Here is an 18,342-nt window from a genome sequence, read left to right on the forward strand (position 1 = left end):
ATCATATCTTTTTACTTATGTTCACCAAATTATAGCTATTATTACCTCTATAAAAAAGCATTGATTATAAGAGGGAATGGATAAAAAGTATTATGAAAATTTCTTTGTATACTAACTTTAAATTTACAATTCAAAGGTTTTTTACTGTATAATATAAAAGAAATAATTAAAATTGTGAGTTGAAGCTTGCTATATATAAAGGAGTAATAAACTCTCAAAATACTGGAAAGGAGGAGAGTAATTGACAGAATTTGTTCACCTTCATACTCATACGGAATATAGTCTTTTAGATGGCTCGGGTAAAATAAGTAAACTCATTACAAGGGCTAAAGAGCTGGGCATGAAGAGTTTAGCTATAACTGACCATGGAGCTATGTTTGGATGTGTAGACTTTTATAAGAAAGCAAAAGAAGAAGGTATTAAGCCTATTATAGGATGTGAAATATATGTAGCATCAAAGTCCATGGATATAAAAAGAAATGATATGGAAAATAAAACCCATCATTTAGTTCTCCTCGTTAAAAATGAAGTAGGATATAAAAATCTTATGAAAATAGTATCTAAGGCGTCTATTGATGGTTTTTATTATAAGCCTAGAGTTGACCATGATTATTTAAAAGCTCACAGTGAAGGGTTAATAGCCTTAGGGGCCTGTCTTGCTGGAGAAGTTACTAATAATCTATTAAATGGCAACAGAGAAAAGGCTAAGGAAGCTGCACTATTTTATAAGGAAACATTTAAAGAAGGATTTTACTTGGAGTTACAATATCACGGAATGGATGAGCAGCTTAGGGTTAACGATATGATAGTAGAACTTTCAAGAGAAGTAGAGATACCTCTTGTTGCCACCAACGATGTTCACTATATTAAAAAAGAAGATACTAGGTCTCATGATATTCTATTGTGCATTCAGACAGGAAAGAATCTAGATGATGAAAATAGAATGAGATATGAGCCAGAGCAATTTTATCTAAGGTCTCCAGAGGAGATGTATAATATATTTTCCTATGTTCCAGAGGCATTAGAAAATACAGTTAAAATTGCAGAACAGTGTAATTTTGATTACATATTCAATGAATCAAAGTTGCCTAACTTCCCCTTAGATGAGGGAGTAGACCATTTTGAATATATGAAAGAGTTATGCTACAAAGGGCTTGATGAAAGATATGAAGATATTAACTCGGAAATTAAAGAAAGATTAGAGTATGAGTTAAACATTATTAAACAAATGGGATACGTTGATTACTTTCTAATTACCTGGGATTTCTTTAGATTTTCTGCAGAAAAAGGCATAATGACGGGACCAGGTAGGGGTTCTGCCGCGGGGTCAATAGTTGCCTATACCTTGGGAATTACAAAGATTGATCCTATTAAGTATAATTTACTTTTTGAGCGTGAAAAGACGCGCTGGTTAAACTGGGTGAATTGCTGGAAAGCTAAACTGCATATGCAGCATGCCAATCAGCAGCCAAGTCTGGGAATAGCATAAAAGTACCAGAAAGGTTCAGAGACTAGAGTGGTGAGTAGCTAAATGATAATCCACTCCACGAGTGCCCGGCTTGATACACTGACACCATAGAATATATATAAAGTTATTACAAATAATAAGTAATAAAATATATTAGGGTGGATTAGAGAATGTTTTGTGGAAGATGTATTAAATGCAATAAAGAATTTGAAACTAAAAAGCGAAATCAAAGATTTTGCTCTAAAAGTTGTTCTAATAGTTTTAATGCTTCAGCTAGGAAGATTGAAGATAATAGTATTTTTGAAACTAAACTTAATAAAGTGTCTGCGTATATACTAGGCTTAATTTATTCTGATGGATGTCTTAGCTATGACGCTCATACTAAGAGAAACCGAATAACTATATCAATGAATGAAAAGGAGTTAATAGAGAAACTCAATAAAATTATGACTCCAAATAAAAAAGTATATAAGTATAAACATCCTAAAGGACGAAATTATACTTACAGTGTTATAAGTACGAATCCGACAGATATTAAATACTTATTGAATATAGGAATTACGGAAAGGAAATCATCAATAGTAATTATGCCTAAGTTACCCCGAAATTTATTAGGACATTTTATTAGAGGATACTTTGATGGCGATGGAAGTGTATATAAGAATAAAACTTCAACCTACTATAATGGGATTAAAAAATACTATGTATATAAAAATGTTAGTTTTACTACAGGTAGTAAAATTTTTGCTGAAGAATTGAGATTAATTTTAGATTCATTTAATATTGATTCAAATATTGTTAAGGATAGTCGATCTGATCATAGATGCTGGTATGTAAAAATATATAAAAGTGATTCTGTAAATAAGTTTTATAACCTAATCTATTCAGATGCCGATTATTATTTAGATAGAAAACATTCTAAGTTTATTGAGATGATATAGTCCAATCTGAGTTGGAATTGACCAACTGATGAAAATGAGGGAAACCTCCAGAACGCAGGATAAAGAGCCTGTGGATAATAATTAATGTTCTTAAATCCAGAAAGAATTTCCATGCCAGATTAAAAAATTGTTATAACAATTTTTTTAGTCGTGTACAGTAGAAATATTGTACTCAAAGAGCCCTGAATTGCTGGAAAACCCTGAGAGCCCTGTAAACCACAACGCAAGATTGAGAAATCTAAACGTGATGGTGGCATGACCATAAAAATTACAGGGATTTGAGAAAGTCAGACTCTACTGGGAAACCATGCAGCCAAGCTTTGATGAGAAGAAGGTTCAACGACTAGTGCGTGGGCACGTAGGAATAATATTGTATATTATTTCGAAGCGGGGCAGCCTAAACCGTAAAGGTCGGTAGGTGAAGATATAGTCTATACCCACTATATAAAATGATAGTGTTAAAGTATCTCGAAAGAGAGGGTAGAATAGATTGACTCTGACTTCTGTTACGAAAGACGACAAGAGGTTATAGATTACGTTGTTGAGAAATACGGAGTAGAAAATGTATCGCAAATAATAACCTTTGGAACTATGGCAGCAAGAGCTTGTATTAGAGATGTAGGTAGAGCAATGAACTATTCCTATGCAGAAGTAGATAGAATAGCCAAAATGATTCCTACAGTGCTTGGAATAACTATAGATAAAGCATTAGATATGAATACAGAGTTGAAAGCTCTTTATGATACTGATGAGAGAGTTAAAGATCTAATCAATGTTGCCAGGGACTTAGAAGGACTTCCAAGGCATACGTCAACTCATGCAGCGGGAGTAGTTATAGCATCACAGCCATTAGTTAACTACTTACCCCTAGCAAAGAATGAAGAAGCAATAGTAACTCAGTTTACTATGGGTACACTTGAAGAGCTTGGACTCCTAAAAATGGATTTTTTAGGGCTAAGAACTCTTACGGTAATTAGAGATGCTATTGAGCTTGTTAAAGAAAACACTGGAACTATAATTGATTTAGATAAACTGAGTTTTGATGATGAAAGTGTATATAAAATGATTGGTAAAGGAAAGACCGTAGGAGTATTCCAACTTGAATCTGCAGGAATGACTAGCTTTATGAAGGAACTTAAACCTGAAGGTTTTGAAGATATCATAGCGGGAATAAGTCTTTATAGACCAGGTCCTATGGCTGAAATTCCTAGATATATTAGAAATAAGAACAATCCAGAGGAAGTTCAGTATGAAACACCAGAGCTTGAACATGTGTTAAATGTTACCTATGGAGTAATGGTTTACCAAGAACAGGTTATGCAGATTGTTAGAGACCTAGCAGGATACTCTATGGGTAGAAGTGACCTTGTTCGCCGTGCTATGTCAAAGAAAAAGCACAAGGTTATGGAAGAAGAAAGAAAGAACTTCATTTATGGAATTGTAAATGAAAAGGGAGAAGTAGAAGTACCAGGTTGTCTAAGAAATGGAATAAGTGAAGAAGCTGCAAACAAGATATTTGATCAGATGATGGATTTTGCTAGCTATGCATTTAACAAATCCCATGCGGCGGCTTATGCAGTAGTAGCATATTATACAGCTTATTTAGTACACTATTATCCAACAGAGTTTATGGCAGCTATGTTAAACAGTGTAAGAGGTAACAGTGACAAGGTGGCAACTTATGTTAGAGCGGCAAAGGAAATGAATATAGAAGTAATACCACCTAATATTAATGAGAGTTTTGGAAAATTTACTGTAAAGGATGGAAAGATACGTTTTGGCCTTTCAGCTATAAAAAATGTAGGAGAAAACCTTGTAGATAATATGGCAAAAGCAAGAGAGAAGAAGGGTAATTTTACGACACTTGTAGACTTTTGCAACAAGGTAGATTCTAGTGCTATTAATAAAAGAATGGTAGAGAGTTTAATTAAGGCTGGAGCATTTGATTGCTTTGGAGTATATAGATCACAGTTATTAGCCGTATATGAAAAGGTAATAGATTCAGTTTCTAATGAAAGAAAGAAAAATATAGACGGTCAAGTAAGCTTATTTTCTACCCTTACTGAAGAATTTAAGGAGACAGAAATAAAGTATCCATATATAAAAGAGTTTGATAAAAAATATAAGCTCGCTATGGAAAAAGAAATGACAGGAGTATATTTAACTGGACACCCCTTAGAAGATTACGAAGAAGCGTTAAGAAATCAGACTTCTGTAAAAACCACAGATATTATGGATGATGCATCTATAGATGAAGAATTAATAGATGAAGCTGCAAAGCTTGTAGAAGAGGAAAATGCAAAAGTAAAAGATGGAGATAGAGTTATCCTTGGAGGATTAATAACCGAGGTTACTAGAAAGATCACGAAAACCAATAATATGATGGCTTTTATAAAGCTAGAAGATCTTTATAGTACAATAGAGGTTGTTGTATTCCCAAAGGTGCTAGAAACCTTTAGAGATAAAATAAATGAAGATGAAATTGTATTAATAAAAGGAAGAGTTACAAAGCGTGAAGATGAGCAGCCGAAAGTACTGTGTGATGCAGTTGAGAAGCTTATAAAATTCACAAATAAAAAGCTATATATACAAGTTCAAAGCAATGAAGAGGTAAAAGTAGCTAGGAATGAACTAAAAACAATTTGTTCTCAAAATAGTGGAGGTATTCCTATTTATTTATGTACTAAAGAAGAAAGAAAGAAATATTTACTAGCTAGAGAGTACTGGGTAAACGAAGAAGAAAGCCTACTAAATTTCTTAAGAGAAAAGTATGGTGAACAGAATATAAAGTTATTATAAAAGACTAGAGCGTTATCTAGTCTTTTATAATTTTAAAAATAAATAAATGATAGTATATTTATTTTTAAGGGAACCACAATATAAATATATAAATACTAATAATAAAGTCAATGTAATTTTTTTCATTTTTATTAAAGATTTTCATGAAATTTTTTTAAGAAGATGATATACTATCCGTAAAGTTATTAATAATGTTAGAATATTAAGTTTTTGGTTTAGTGGGATGATATTAGTCCCATAAACTCAGGAGGTAATAAAATGAAGACGATCGCAGTTTTAACTAGTGGTGGAGATGCTCCAGGAATGAATGCTGCCATAAGGGCTGTAGTAAGAACAGGTGTAGAGAATAAACTTAGAGTTATGGGAATTCAAAGAGGATATAGTGGACTTATAAATGGTGAGATATTTGAAATGGAACGACATAGTGTGGCTGACATTATTCAAAGAGGTGGGACGATTTTAAGGACTGCCCGTAGCAAAGAATTTATGACAGAGGAAGGAAGAAAAAAGGCAGTAAATATTTTAAGAGCCTTTGGAATTGATGGACTAGTAGTTATAGGTGGAGATGGTTCATTTAAAGGAGCTAGGGAATTAGCTAAAATGGGAATATGTACTATAGGACTTCCGGGAACTATAGATAATGATTTAGCCTATACAGATTTTACAATAGGTTTTGATACAGCATTAAATACTGTACTAGATGCCATAAATAAACTTAGAGATACTTCTTCTTCTCATGAGAGAGTTAGTATAGTAGAAGTAATGGGAAGAGATTGCGGAGACTTAGCTTTATACGCTGGAGTTGCAGGTGGTGCAGAAAGTATAATAGTACCAGAAAAGGAATTTAATGTTGATAGACTTTGTAGAACTATTTTGGAAGGTAAATTAAGAGGAAAACTTCATAATTTAGTAATCTTATCAGAAGGAGTAGGTGCCGCTGGTGAACTGGCTAAGATAGTTCAGGAGACAACGGGAATAGATACAAGAGCTACAGTTCTAGGACATATACAAAGAGGTGGAAGCCCTACAGCTGCTGATAGAATACTTGCATCAAGACTTGGAGCAAGAGCAGTTGAACTATTATTAGAGGGTAAATCTGCAAGAGTTGTTGGAGTAAGCGGAAATAAGCTAATAGATTATGATATAGAAGAAGCGCTTTCAATGACAAGTAAATTTGATGAGGAATTATGTAAGGTAGCAAATATATTATCATATTAAGATAAGGTGTGAAGGAGAAATAATCTATGCAAAAAACAAAAATGGTATTTACAATTGGACCGACAAGTGACAGTGAAGAGATACTGACAGAGTTAATTAAAGCTGGCATGAATGCAGCAAGATTAAATTTTTCTCACGGAACTCATGAAGAACACGGAAATAGAATTAAGTTAATAAAGAAGTTAAGAACACAACTCAATAAACCTATTGCGATAATGTTAGATACTAAAGGACCTGAAATAAGAACCAAGGACTTTGTAGATAAGGTAGAGTTAAAAGAGGGTAATAAATTTACTATTATCTGTGGTGAAGACATAATTGGAGATGAAACCAAATGTTCTATAACATATGATAAGTTGCATGAAGATGTAAATCCAGGAAATTCTATTTTAATAGATGATGGATTAGTAGGACTTATTGTGGAAGAGGTAGAAGGAAGTAAAATTCACTGCAAGGTTGCTAATAGTGGAGTAGTATCAAGTAAAAAAGGTGTTAATGTACCAAACGTTAAGATAAACTTACCAGCATTAACTGAAAAGGATGAATCAGATTTAATTTTTGGATGTGAACAAGAAGTTGAATTAGTTGCGGCATCTTTTATAAGAAAAGCAGCAGACGTTCTAGCTATAAGAAAGGTTTTAGAGAAAAATGGCGGAGCAGATATTCAAATATTCTCTAAAATTGAAAACCAAGAAGGAGTTAACAATATAGATGAAATCATAAAGTTCTCTGACGGTATAATGGTAGCTAGAGGAGATATGGGAGTTGAAATACCTATAGAACAAGTACCAATAGCTCAGAAAATGATTATAGAAAAATGTAATAAAGCGGGAAAACCTGTTATAACAGCAACTCAAATGCTTGATTCTATGATGAGAAATCCAAGACCTACAAGAGCAGAAGCGTCTGACGTTGCTAATGCAATATTTGATGGAACAGATGCTATAATGTTAAGTGGAGAATCAGCAAATGGTAAATATCCTGTAGAGGCTGCAAAGACTATGGGAAAAATAGCAATAACTGCTGAAGAGAAAATAGACTATTTAGCAGCATTAAATAAAAGAAAAGAGAGTGCTCTTTCTAATATTGCAAATGCAATAAGTCTAGCAACTTGTACCACAGCTATAGAGCTTAATGTATCAGCTATAATTACTGCAACTCAAACAGGAAACACAGCGAGAATGGTTTCAAAATATAGACCAGAGTGTCCTGTTATTGCAGTAACGCCAAATGAAAAGGTAGCTAGAAGACTGGCTCTTAATTGGGGTATATTTGCTATAAATTCTAGACATTTTGAGTCTACAGATGAAATGATAAATGAATCAGTAAATAAAGCTAAAGAAGTGGGATATGTTAAAAATGGAGATTTAGTTGTAGTAGCTGCAGGAATACCGGTTCATTATTCAGGAACTACTAATATGATGAAGATTCATGTTGTTGGAGATGTACTTGTTCAAGGAAAAGGAGCTGGTTCTTTCCCGGGATTCGGAAATGCAAGAGTAGTAAAAAATCCTAGAGAAGCAATTAATGTAGTAGAAAATGATGATATATTAATTGTTAAAAATTTAGATAAGGGATATATGGAAGTATTAGATAGAGTAGCTGGAATTATATCAGAAGAAGGTGGGCTTACATCACACATGGCTATAGAGTGTCTATCAAGAGGAATTCCACTTCTTTGCAATGCAGGAGGAGCTACAAAGTCAATTAGAACTGGTCTTTTCATTACAATGGATGTTGTAAGAGGGGTAGTTTATAGTGGAAGAGCAAATATAATATAGAAAATAATAAAAGTTATAGATATTAATTTAAGAGTATGATACAATAATATGTAAAACTTAATCAATTGTATGTATAATAATAATTATTATACATATAATTAACTTAGAATATTTTGATTATTAGAGTAAAAACTGGTATAATTTGTATACAAGTGGTTAAACTAATTCAATGTATTGTAAGCAACTGATTCCATTCTTGGCATCCTTATTTGTTAAGGATGCTCTTTTTTTGAATTAAATTATACAAATTTAATTATAGTATATGTCAGTAGAACAAATTTTAGAAAACTACTTACTTTTAGTAAAAAAAGAACTATAATAACTATGTTAATAAAAATAGGGAATTAAATAGTTGGGGGGCAGAACTCGTGTTAGGAACTGTAGTTAATTTTGGAGCAATTATAGCTGGAAGCTTAATAGGTCTACTGGTAAAGGGTGGATTTAGTGAGAAGGTGAGTAAATCTTTAATGGATGGACTTGCTCTGTGTGTATTATTTATTGGGGCATTAAACATTATTGGAGTATTCAGTAAGTTAGGAGATAATGACGTATTAGTAATAATAATTTCTACTGTAATTGGGTCTATAATAGGGGGAAAAATTGATATAGACGATAAGATTGAAAAATTAGGTATTAACATAGAAAAAAAATTAAACAAAACAGGTGGACAAGTTGCCAAAGGATTTGTAACCGCAAGTCTTTTATTCTGTATCGGTGCTATGGCAATTGTAGGATCCTTAGACAGTGGTTTATTAGGTAAACATGATACTCTTTTTGCAAAGTCCATTCTTGATGGAATTACTTCTATTGTATTTGCATCTTCACTTGGCATAGGGGTTATGCTCTCAGGAGTGTCTGTATTAGTATATCAGGGATTAATAACCATAGGGGCAACCTTTTTAAAAGGAGTACTCATTCCTTCCGTTATTACAAATATGACGGCAATTGGAGGATTTCTAATTATAGGGTTATCATTAAATATGCTAGGAGCCACAAAAATTAAGGTAGCTAATTTGCTTCCTTGTATATTTTTACCTATATTATATCAAGTAGTCTTAGGAATTATTAATTAATTGTAGATATGTATGCCATATTAGTAGAAAGTTTTTTATATGGATATAATAATTTTATAGAATAAATATTAGTATAAATCTCTAATTTGTAGTGATTTATATTAAGTAGAGAGGTAGAAGAATTGATGAATAGAGTTGTACCAGTAGAGAAAAACGAGGAATACATAGTAGAAGTTAGCGGACTAGGCTTTGAAGGAGAAGGAGTAGCTAAAGTGGAAGGCTTTCCTGTATTTATTCAGGGAGCTTTAGTAGGAGAAAAAGTTAAGGTTAAAATTATAAAGGTAAGCAAGAACTTTGCGTTTGGAAAGCTGATAGAAGTTATTGAAACATCAGAACATAGAAGAGATCCAGTATGTAGCATATATAAAAGATGTGGTGGTTGTGGACTACAGCATCTAAGCTATGAAGGGCAGCTTGATTTTAAAAAAAGTAGAGTTAAAGATGTTTTAGAGAGAGTAGGGAAACTTAAAATTAACGAAGATTCACAAGTAGTAAGTACCGATGGGGGAGTAGTTCTACACGATACTATTGGTATGGAAGAACCGTATAGATACAGAAATAAAGTGCAACTTCCTGTAGGAGAAGAAAATGGGGAAATTAAAATAGGATTTTATGCTCAAAGAAGTCATGAAATCATTGATATGAATACTTGTCATATACAAGACCAGGTTGGCGATAAGGTTGTAGCCTTAACTAAAGAGTGGATGAAAAAGTACAATATAAAGCCTTATGATGAGAAAAACCATAAGGGAACTGTAAGACATATAATGATAAGAAGAGGCTTTAATACAAATGAAGTTATGGTTGTACTGGTAACTAGGACAAAGGAATTATCACATAAAGAAGAATTTGTTAGTTTAATAAGAGAAAATATAGAAGGAATAAAAAGCATTATTCAAAATGTAAATAATAAAAAAACTAATGTTATTTTAGGAGAAGAAAATATAACACTCTTTGGAGAAGATCATATAAGTGATTATATTGGAGACTTTAAATTTAACATATCTCCACTATCTTTCTTTCAAGTTAATCCTATTCAAACAGAAGTGCTTTATAGTAAAGCCATGGAGTATGCAGGACTAACTGGAAAAGAAACAGTTTTTGATGCTTACTGCGGTGCAGGAACAATTTCATTATTTTTATCTCAGAAGGCTAAAAAGGTATATGGTGTAGAAATAGTAGAGCAGGCTATTGAAGATGCAAGAGTTAATGCAAAAGAAAATAATATAGATAATGTAGAATTTATAGTAGGAAAGTCCGAAGAAGTTATTCCAGAGCTGATTGAAAAAGGAATAAAAGCAGATGTAATGGTTGTTGACCCACCAAGAAAAGGATGCGAAAAATCTCTTTTAGAATCTATAGGAAAAATGCAGCCAGATAGGATAGTATACGTATCCTGTGATCCTGGCACTCTTGCAAGAGATTTAGCAATTCTAGAAGGAGAAGGATATAGAACGGTTGAAGTACAGCCAGTAGACATGTTCCCTCAGGGGGCACATGTTGAGAGCGTAACTTTACTTACAAGGAAGATGTGACGCAGTAAGTAATTAGTACTATATCCATACAAGGCTTGTAAAAAATAAAAGTAAATCCATCTACTCGACTTAAACCCTCGATATGCGTTCATGAGAACATATCGAGGGTGTTTTTTTGTACAGAAAATGAGGCTAAAATTATATAGGGTTGAGTAGAGAGAAGAGATGTAAATATTCAACTATTATTTTTAGCTGTTATTTGGTAATTTTTTAGTTTGAATATCCCTTCTGCAAACACCGCACCGCCGATAATCAGCACTGCACCTATAATTTGAATTGGCTGCAGTATTTCTTTTAAAAATAGGACGGAAAAAACAACAGCCGAAAGAGGCTCTAAATAACCACAAATTGCTACAGTCTGCACTGGTAGACGCCCCATGGAGGAAAAATACAAATAGCAACTTATACCGGTGTTGATTAGACCGATCCACAGAATGGGTAACCAATCCACAGCGGCAATCTCCATATAGAGACCTTGTTTGAATCCGACAAAAATTGCTACTGTCACAAAAGCCAAAAATAGTTGAAGGGTGGAGTTTTCTATTCCTGTGACTTGCTTTGACTTCTTGTTGAAAATTACCATGGCGGCATAAGAGACAGCCGACAGTCCTGCACAGAAAATTCCCCAAAAGTTGGCACCTTTCGTTGCCGCCTGCCCGCTGATAAGAAACACGCCAATAAGAGTAGTAATCAGAGCGGTCAGTTTTTGCCGGGTCACTCGTTCCTTGAACAGCAAGGGCGAAAGTGCCACGACAATCGCAGGGCCACAGTAATTGATCAGCATTCCCAAACTAACGCCGATTTGAGCAAAGGCCTCGAAAAGAAGAAGCCAGTCAGCACCCATTGTGATACCAGATAGCGCAATATAACAGAAATCCTTTTTATGCTGTAGTGCGGTTAGCTTGTGTCCCGTGAAAAAGAAAATAGCGATAAGTAGAAGACTACCCAACAGAGAGCGCAGAAGAACAATTTCATAGCTGGTTAACCCAATATAGCTTGCCACAACTCCATTGGAGCCGAAAAGTAGCATGGCAAGGATATACTTGAAATATGTCTGCTTCATAGTCAACACCTTCCAACAAACACCGTCCCGGCGCTGCATCCATAACATTCTTCTGCGAGAACGTCTTTGTCGAAAACAATTTGTATCACATTTTCTGTATCCAGCAGAGCACTGAATACGGTGGCCGCACCGATTTTAGTTCCTAACATTTGTTCCATTAGTTCAGCAGGAGCAAAAGAAACACGGGAGATATCCATCGTGATAGCTTCATCCGTGTCGACACGCTCAAAGAGTATATGTAATTCCTCCAATGCTTGGTAAGTTTTCTCTTGAAGTGGAGTGCTGAACTGATCTGGTGCTGTTATATAAGTATTACTAATAAAAAACATGGCTAACATCATTCCTTTCATTCTTGAAAAATTCATAAAAAGAATATATCATAAGACGTAGGATAACAAAAGCGAATGTTTATCATACATAGTATAACAAAACAAGATATAATGAGGGTACGAAAAATGGATATGAATATTCTTAAATATATGGCATTTATTAAAACAGTGGAATATGGGAGCTTTACAAAGGCGGCTGAAATGTTGCATTATTCGCAATCTGGAATTAGTCGGATGATTAACGATTTAGAAAAAGAGTGGAAAGTATCACTTTTAAAAAGAAGTCGAGCTGGGGTGCAGCTCACCTCTGATGGTAAGAAACTTCTGCCACATGCCCAACGGGTCTGCGAAGAATATCAGAAGTTGCAAATGCAGGTGGATGAGTTGAACGGACTTCAATCAGGACTAATTCGTATTGGTACTTTTTCCAGCGTGGCTACACATTGGCTTCCAAATATCATCAAAGAATTTCAAAAGGATTATCCGAACATCGACTATGAATTGCTCCTGGGTGACTATACAGAAATCGAGGAATGGATTTTGGAGGGGCGTGTGGATTGTGGTTTTCTAAGGTTACCCACACATCCCGATCTAGAAACTATTTTCTTAGAGCAAGACAAATTGCTTGTCATCCTGCCCGAAAATCATCCATTGGCAAAATGTGAATGTTTTCCTGTCACTGCTTTGTGTAATGATCCTTTTATGCTTCTTGAAAAAGGAGCAAAAGCCGAGGTGTCAGAGATATTTGAGCGGTGTGGCTTAACACCAAAGATTCATTTTACAACATGGGACGATTACGCAATCATGTCCATGGTAGAAAGTGGTCTTGGTATAAGTATTCTGCCACAGTTAATTCTAAAACGTGTTCCTTACCATATCGTAGAAAAAGAGATGGATGTGCCAGCATACAGGAATATTGGTCTTGCTTTACGAGATAAAAATACAGCATCTTTGGCGGTAAAGAAATTTATAGATTATTTAAAATATAGGTAGAAGCAAAGTATTTTTATAATGTGCATATAGTGGATATGTTCCTACTGTTGAATTATATATTGAGATAAAGGCACTCTGTGAATCCCAATTTTGGAATTCACAGAGTGCCTTTGTTATAAGTATTATTGTTAACAGTACTATTTTTCGTGTAAATACTTATGGTATTCTTTGGGGACGTTTTTTATTTGTATATTATCGTGAATTGCACATGTTCCTGCTTCTTTTGCAGTTTCATAATACCAAGATTTAAAATTTAGCATATCAAGCATTTCCTGCATCTCTTTTATCTGCTCTACGACATTGTCTCTTTGTGATTTCATGATAGAAAGACGTTCTTTGATAGTTGAATCGCCTTCCATGCAACAATCCATGAAATGTTTAATAGCTTTTATTGGCATACCAGTTTTTTTAAGACATTCAATAGTTTTTAATCCAGATATATCCTCATCTTTAAACATTCGAATTCCACCGCTGGAGCGTTCCACAAATGGAAGCAAACCTTCTTTGTCATAGTATCTTAATGTTGAAGCAGCAATATTGAGCTTTTTTGCAACTTCACCGACGGTATAGATCATAATTTCTCCTCCAAATTTGGCTTTAAAAAAATTTATAAAAATTCTTGACTTAAAGTTAACTTTAAGTTGTAAAATTAAGTTCAATAAGTCAATAACAGTTTAACATGATCAATCAAAAACTTCAATTGAGGGACTTAAAAGATTAAGATTACTAAGAAAATTTTAACTATAGAAAATGAAAGTTAGGAGGAGAAAAAATGTTAGGAAATTTTAGCTATTCAAACCCAACAAAGTTATATTTTGGAGAGGACTCAGTAAAGTTCTTGAATGAAGAACTGCCAAAGTACGGAAAAAATGTACTGCTTGTCTACGGAGGTGGTTCTATTAAGAAAATCGGGCTCTATAACGAGATTATAAAAATTCTCAGGGACAACGGTAAAGAGATCTTTGAAGACGCAGGTGTTATGCCTAATCCTACAGTGGAAAAGCTTTATGAAGGCTGCGCGAGAGCTAAAGACAATAATGTGGATTTAATTCTGGCAGTGGGTGGCGGCTCCGTATGTGACTATGCCAAAGCTGTATCTGTTTCTGCTTATAGTGAAGAAGATCCGTGGGACAAATACTATCTTAGAATGAAGGATGTTGATAACAAAATCATTCCTGTGGGATGCGTTTTAACAATGGTAGGTACTGGTTCTGAAATGAACGGGGGTTCTGTTATCACAAATCATGCTACTAAACAGAAAATTGGCCATGTGTTTGGCGAGAATGTTTTTCCGAAATTCTCTATATTGAATCCTGTATTTACCTATACGCTACCACACTATCAGATGGTAGCCGGGTTCTTTGATATCATGTCACATATCCTAGAACAGTACTTTTCTGGAAAAGACGATAATACCTCGGACTATGTTATGGAGGGATTATTAAAGTCTTTGATTAACAGTTCTAGAATTGCAGTTAAGAATCCTACTGAATATGAAGCAAGGAGTAACATCATGTGGACTGCAACGTGGGCGCTTAATACTTTTGTTTCAAAAGGCAAATCAACAGACTGGATGGTTCATATGATTGGGCAGTCCATTGGTGGCTATACCGATGCTACTCATGGAATGACATTGTCAGCCATCTCATTGTCATATTATCGGTTTATCATGCCTTATGGGATTCAAAAATTTAAACGTTATGCAATCAACGTATGGAATGTAAATCCTGAAGGGAAAACAGATGAACAAATTGCCAAAGAAGGTCTTGACCGAATGGAGATGTATATGAAAGAAATTGGTCTTGTGATGAGTATAAGGGAACTGGGCGTTACTGAGGATATGTTGGATGGTATTGCATCGAGATCGTTTATTTTAGAGGGTGGATATAAAGTGCTTTCTAAAGAAGAAATTGTAGAAATCTTAAAAAATAGTTTCTAATAATGATAGGAGTAATTTAATGGATATCAAAGACCTTTTAATATACTTAAACTAAGGTAAATCAGTGATGGATGGTTTTTTTTTAGTTAAGTGGTAAGCTTGTAGATGAAACTAGGCTTGTTCCAAAAGTAAATGCATATGTGATTCAAGAGAAAATATGAAAATCCTCTATCTCCTTATTACAAGGGGATAGGGGATTTATACGTTTTGGCAAAAGGTATATAATCTATCAAAGAGTTATCATCAGTAATAGAAATATTAGTTTTTACTTATTAATTCATTAAATGCTGATATGGCTTTTATCATTTAGATGTTACATAAGATTTAGGATAACTCTTTCTAATCTCATTTTTTCCACATACAAATCAGCTTGAGATTTAGTGAGCATCCATAATGTTTTATCTTTGTTACCTTTCATGTACTCCTTTAGTAAATCTCCAGTAAAGGTTTATAATCAATATTCTTTATTCTAAGCGTATTTATTTCTAAAAAGTTTTTAAGTGCATAATGTTGTATACTTAGATTGTAATACTAAATCTGTTTAATTAAAAGAAATATATAGGAGGGCAAATATGGAGAATGTATCAAATATAAATAAATTAGAATCAATAAAATCCTTCCAATCATCAATCAGAAAATCCGAAAAGGCTTTAGCTCAGATGACTGAAAAGGGCGCTAATACTACCTTAATAAAGAAACGACTGAAAGCTCTTTATGTTGGCTTAGCCATGCTAGAAAAGGTTTGGAATCAAAGACAACATGATTATACCCAGGAAGAATTAGTTGAAGCACGCAATGTTCTTACCGGTTTATTCCCATCAATTCAAAGCATTTATGCTAAGTCAAAGGAAGGAAGTCCTCAAAAAACGCTTTTGGAAAGAAGAATTAAATCCTTGGAACTAGCTATTGAAGCAATTGACGATCTTTCAGATGAATAACTTATTAGTATTTATAACTGGAAATGCAGAAGAATAGTGGCCCATCCCACATTTTGGGGTGGGAGTGCTACAACTATTCCTTCTTACATTTAATAAGCAAAAATTTCAATGGAGGTTTATTTTCCGTATTCTTATGGGGCTCATCAATTTGAAAAGATTCTACTAATCCATATTTTTCAAATTCTTGTTTTATTGAATCAGAATCATAGAAGAATATTCTCACACCTTCCATTGTCTCGAAGCGATTTTTACTCAGCTGAGTTCCTTTTCCATACATAGGGTTTTCTTTTGAGATGGCAGTGAAAATCATATAGCCATTTGGCTTTAGCTGATTATAACAATCGTTAATGAATTTTTTTCTTTCGCTACTACTTAATAAATGAATGAGTGCATAGCAGAATATACCGTCATAAAGTTTGTCATTAAAAGGCATGTCGGTTACTGAACCATGATGAATTTTAATATTAAGATCATTTTGTCTTGCCAAGTCAATGGCTGTTTTTGAAATTTCAATACCTGTTACATCTATTCCGCTATTAAGAAAAGGTTTTGCATTCCTACCATATCCCATGCCTGGTATTAGTATTTCTTTAACTCCTTTTTCAAGGAAAAAATCCTTTGCCAAGTGTGCAGAATCTGATGATTCCAACCCCCACATAGTTTGTTTTTCTATAAAACTTGATTCCCAGAATTCAGTCATATCTCTATCTCCTTTTTAATGTATTTTGTATTATCTATATTAAAGACTCTTTATATCTATAATCAATAAAAATGTATTCTTTACATTCTTATTGATTATTGAATTTTACAGTACTTCATAAATCTTTTTATTTTGCAGATATGTTTCCATGAGAGTTTCAGCCTCTGTCATTACTTTCAGAATAGGACACTTGTTTTCCTCGTCTGAGTCACAGTTAAATAATGCTCCAGCTCCTTCAGTGGACTTAATTACATCCATAAATGAAATGTCTTCTTTATTTTTATTGAGAACATAACCACCATTTACACCAGGAGTTGATTGAATTATGCCAGCTTTTACTAGTTGTGTTAGAATCTTTGAAAGATAGGTTGGCGATATATTGAAGTGACTAGCTAATGGTTGTAAGCTCAAATTATCTTTTTTATTATATTTAATCATATATGCAATAATATGCAGTGCATAGTTTGTAGCTTTTGTATATTTCAAAATGAAACCTCCTTAAAGACATTAAAGACTATATTTATCTATAATTATATAGACAACAATTATTTATGTCAATGGATTAAAAAGTAATCTTATGTGTATTTAACAGGGTACTTGTAGTAAATTACTCCCTCAACTTAATTATATCATAGGAAATTTTTAAATAATAGGCTTATAAATTACGATTATTGTGTGTATTATAGGAACAGATATCACTTTAGAGATATTTAATTCACCTAAATATAATATACAAATATAATATACAAATATAAAAGGAGTGTATCAGAATGAATGACAAAAAAGATGTTTTATATAATGGTCCTTTTTTTCATGGTACTAAAGCAGAACTAAAAATTGGAGATTTATTAGAACCAAAACACTTATCAAATTACCAAAATAAAAAATCTAACTATATTTATTTTACTGCAACATTAAATGCTGCTAAATGGGGTGCTGAATTAGCGACAGCTAAATCAAAAGAAAGAATTTATGTTGTAGAACCATTAGGTGAATTTGAAAATGACCCGAACTTAACTGACAAAAGATTTCCTGGAAATCCAACACGTTCTTATAGGTCTAAATCTCCTTTGAAAATAATAGCCGAATTAGGTTCATGGGAAAGACATTCCGATGAAGAAATAAATCATATGCTTTTATCTTTAAAAAAGTTAAGTGATGAAGGAAAAAATGTAATATACGATTAATCCATAAATATACAATTCGCAACATTGCAAGGCTTATTTTTATGTTGTAAAATCAATAGTATTTTTCAACATGGCCTAAAATAAAAGTGGTGGATAGGTGCATAATTTTTTCACTGAAAAAAGGTAAAGAAAAAGGGTAATAAAAATTTGCTTCTATGAAACAAATAGCAGCATCTAGTGAAAGTCTTTCTAACATGGCAAATGAATTAATGGAAAGTATACAAAAGTTTAAAGTTTAATCTTGAGTTTTGGAAACTCCTGTTTAAAATAAGGGATATAAGATGATATGCTATTTAAACTGATGTAGGATCTATTAGTAACTTAAATGTAGTAGATCCTTAACAAAATATTGTGTATCTCTTACTGGATTTGGTATTT

14 protein-coding genes and 2 pseudogenes are annotated in these 18,342 nt (G+C 33.4%); 11 read left to right on the forward strand and 5 right to left on the reverse strand.

Going from position 1 to position 18,342, the window contains the following annotated elements:
- Positions 1-241 precede the first annotated feature (241 nt).
- The 7 genes and pseudogenes from dnaE (ACX0KU_RS07645) to rlmD form a co-directional block, all read left to right on the forward strand.
- Positions 242-1,396: pseudogene (gene dnaE, locus ACX0KU_RS07645) on the forward strand (DNA polymerase III subunit alpha); the annotation flags it as partial.
- 242 nt (positions 1,397-1,638) lie between these two features.
- Positions 1,639-2,409 carry an LAGLIDADG family homing endonuclease gene (locus ACX0KU_RS07650; RefSeq protein WP_472992319.1) on the forward strand — a complete coding sequence of 257 codons (771 nt, stop codon included), beginning with the start codon at positions 1,639-1,641 and terminating at the stop codon, positions 2,407-2,409.
- Positions 2,410-2,898: 489 nt separating this feature from the next.
- Positions 2,899-5,208, forward strand: a pseudogene (gene dnaE / locus ACX0KU_RS07655) (DNA polymerase III subunit alpha); the annotation flags it as partial.
- Between the two features lie 258 nt (positions 5,209-5,466).
- Positions 5,467-6,426 carry a 6-phosphofructokinase gene (gene pfkA, locus ACX0KU_RS07660; protein WP_472992321.1) on the forward strand — a complete coding sequence of 320 codons (960 nt, stop codon included), beginning with the start codon at positions 5,467-5,469 and terminating at the stop codon, positions 6,424-6,426.
- 26 nt (positions 6,427-6,452) lie between these two features.
- Complete coding sequence (gene pyk, locus ACX0KU_RS07665) at positions 6,453-8,207, forward strand: pyruvate kinase (RefSeq protein ID WP_472992323.1); 1,755 nt, start codon at positions 6,453-6,455, stop codon at positions 8,205-8,207.
- 368 nt (positions 8,208-8,575) lie between these two features.
- Positions 8,576-9,280 carry a DUF554 domain-containing protein gene (locus tag ACX0KU_RS07670; protein WP_472992324.1) on the forward strand — a complete coding sequence of 235 codons (705 nt, stop codon included), beginning with the start codon at positions 8,576-8,578 and terminating at the stop codon, positions 9,278-9,280.
- A 125-nt stretch (positions 9,281-9,405) separates the two neighbouring features.
- Positions 9,406-10,815, forward strand: coding sequence for a 23S rRNA (uracil(1939)-C(5))-methyltransferase RlmD (gene rlmD, locus ACX0KU_RS07675; RefSeq protein ID WP_472992422.1), 1,410 nt, complete (start codon positions 9,406-9,408; stop codon positions 10,813-10,815).
- A 175-nt stretch (positions 10,816-10,990) separates the two neighbouring features.
- On the opposite strand, the gene ACX0KU_RS07680 is transcribed toward rlmD, so the two are convergent.
- Both ACX0KU_RS07680 and ACX0KU_RS07685 read right to left on the reverse strand, forming a co-directional pair.
- Positions 10,991-11,878, reverse strand: a complete 888-nt coding sequence (locus ACX0KU_RS07680) for a DMT family transporter (protein WP_167816106.1) — start codon at positions 11,876-11,878, stop codon at positions 10,991-10,993.
- Positions 11,879-11,880: 2 nt separating this feature from the next.
- On the reverse strand, positions 11,881-12,243 hold the full coding sequence (locus tag ACX0KU_RS07685) for a YbaK/EbsC family protein (RefSeq protein WP_209315015.1): 363 nt from the start codon (positions 12,241-12,243) through the stop codon (positions 11,881-11,883).
- A gap of 90 nt (positions 12,244-12,333) precedes the next feature.
- Here ACX0KU_RS07685 and ACX0KU_RS07690 point away from each other — a divergent pair, with 90 nt between their 5' ends.
- A complete protein-coding gene (locus tag ACX0KU_RS07690) occupies positions 12,334-13,200 on the forward strand; it encodes a LysR family transcriptional regulator (protein WP_472992325.1) in 867 nt (288 codons plus the stop codon).
- A 137-nt stretch (positions 13,201-13,337) separates the two neighbouring features.
- Here ACX0KU_RS07690 and ACX0KU_RS07695 read toward each other — a convergent pair whose 3' ends face one another.
- Complete coding sequence (locus tag ACX0KU_RS07695; protein ID WP_472992423.1) at positions 13,338-13,775, reverse strand: MerR family transcriptional regulator; 438 nt, start codon at positions 13,773-13,775, stop codon at positions 13,338-13,340.
- A gap of 197 nt (positions 13,776-13,972) precedes the next feature.
- Between ACX0KU_RS07695 and ACX0KU_RS07700 the strand changes: the two genes are divergently transcribed.
- Together ACX0KU_RS07700 and ACX0KU_RS07705 are read left to right on the forward strand one after the other, a co-directional pair.
- On the forward strand, positions 13,973-15,139 hold the full coding sequence (locus ACX0KU_RS07700; protein ID WP_472992326.1) for an iron-containing alcohol dehydrogenase: 1,167 nt from the start codon (positions 13,973-13,975) through the stop codon (positions 15,137-15,139).
- 572 nt (positions 15,140-15,711) lie between these two features.
- Complete coding sequence (locus ACX0KU_RS07705; RefSeq protein WP_472992328.1) at positions 15,712-16,077, forward strand: hypothetical protein; 366 nt, start codon at positions 15,712-15,714, stop codon at positions 16,075-16,077.
- Positions 16,078-16,150: 73 nt separating this feature from the next.
- Here the strand turns inward: ACX0KU_RS07705 and ACX0KU_RS07710 are convergent, their stop codons facing one another.
- Together ACX0KU_RS07710 and ACX0KU_RS07715 are read right to left on the reverse strand one after the other, a co-directional pair.
- Entirely contained in the window at positions 16,151-16,777 is a 627-nt protein-coding gene (locus ACX0KU_RS07710) for a class I SAM-dependent methyltransferase (protein ID WP_472992329.1), read from the reverse strand.
- A gap of 105 nt (positions 16,778-16,882) precedes the next feature.
- Positions 16,883-17,263, reverse strand: a complete 381-nt coding sequence (locus ACX0KU_RS07715) for an RrF2 family transcriptional regulator (RefSeq protein ID WP_472992330.1) — start codon at positions 17,261-17,263, stop codon at positions 16,883-16,885.
- Positions 17,264-17,547: 284 nt separating this feature from the next.
- Between ACX0KU_RS07715 and arr the strand changes: the two genes are divergently transcribed.
- A complete protein-coding gene (arr, locus tag ACX0KU_RS07720) occupies positions 17,548-17,964 on the forward strand; it encodes an NAD(+)--rifampin ADP-ribosyltransferase (RefSeq protein ID WP_472992331.1) in 417 nt (138 codons plus the stop codon).
- Positions 17,965-18,342 lie beyond the last annotated feature (378 nt).

The sequence above is a fragment of the Clostridium sp. X genome (assembly GCF_055755365.1).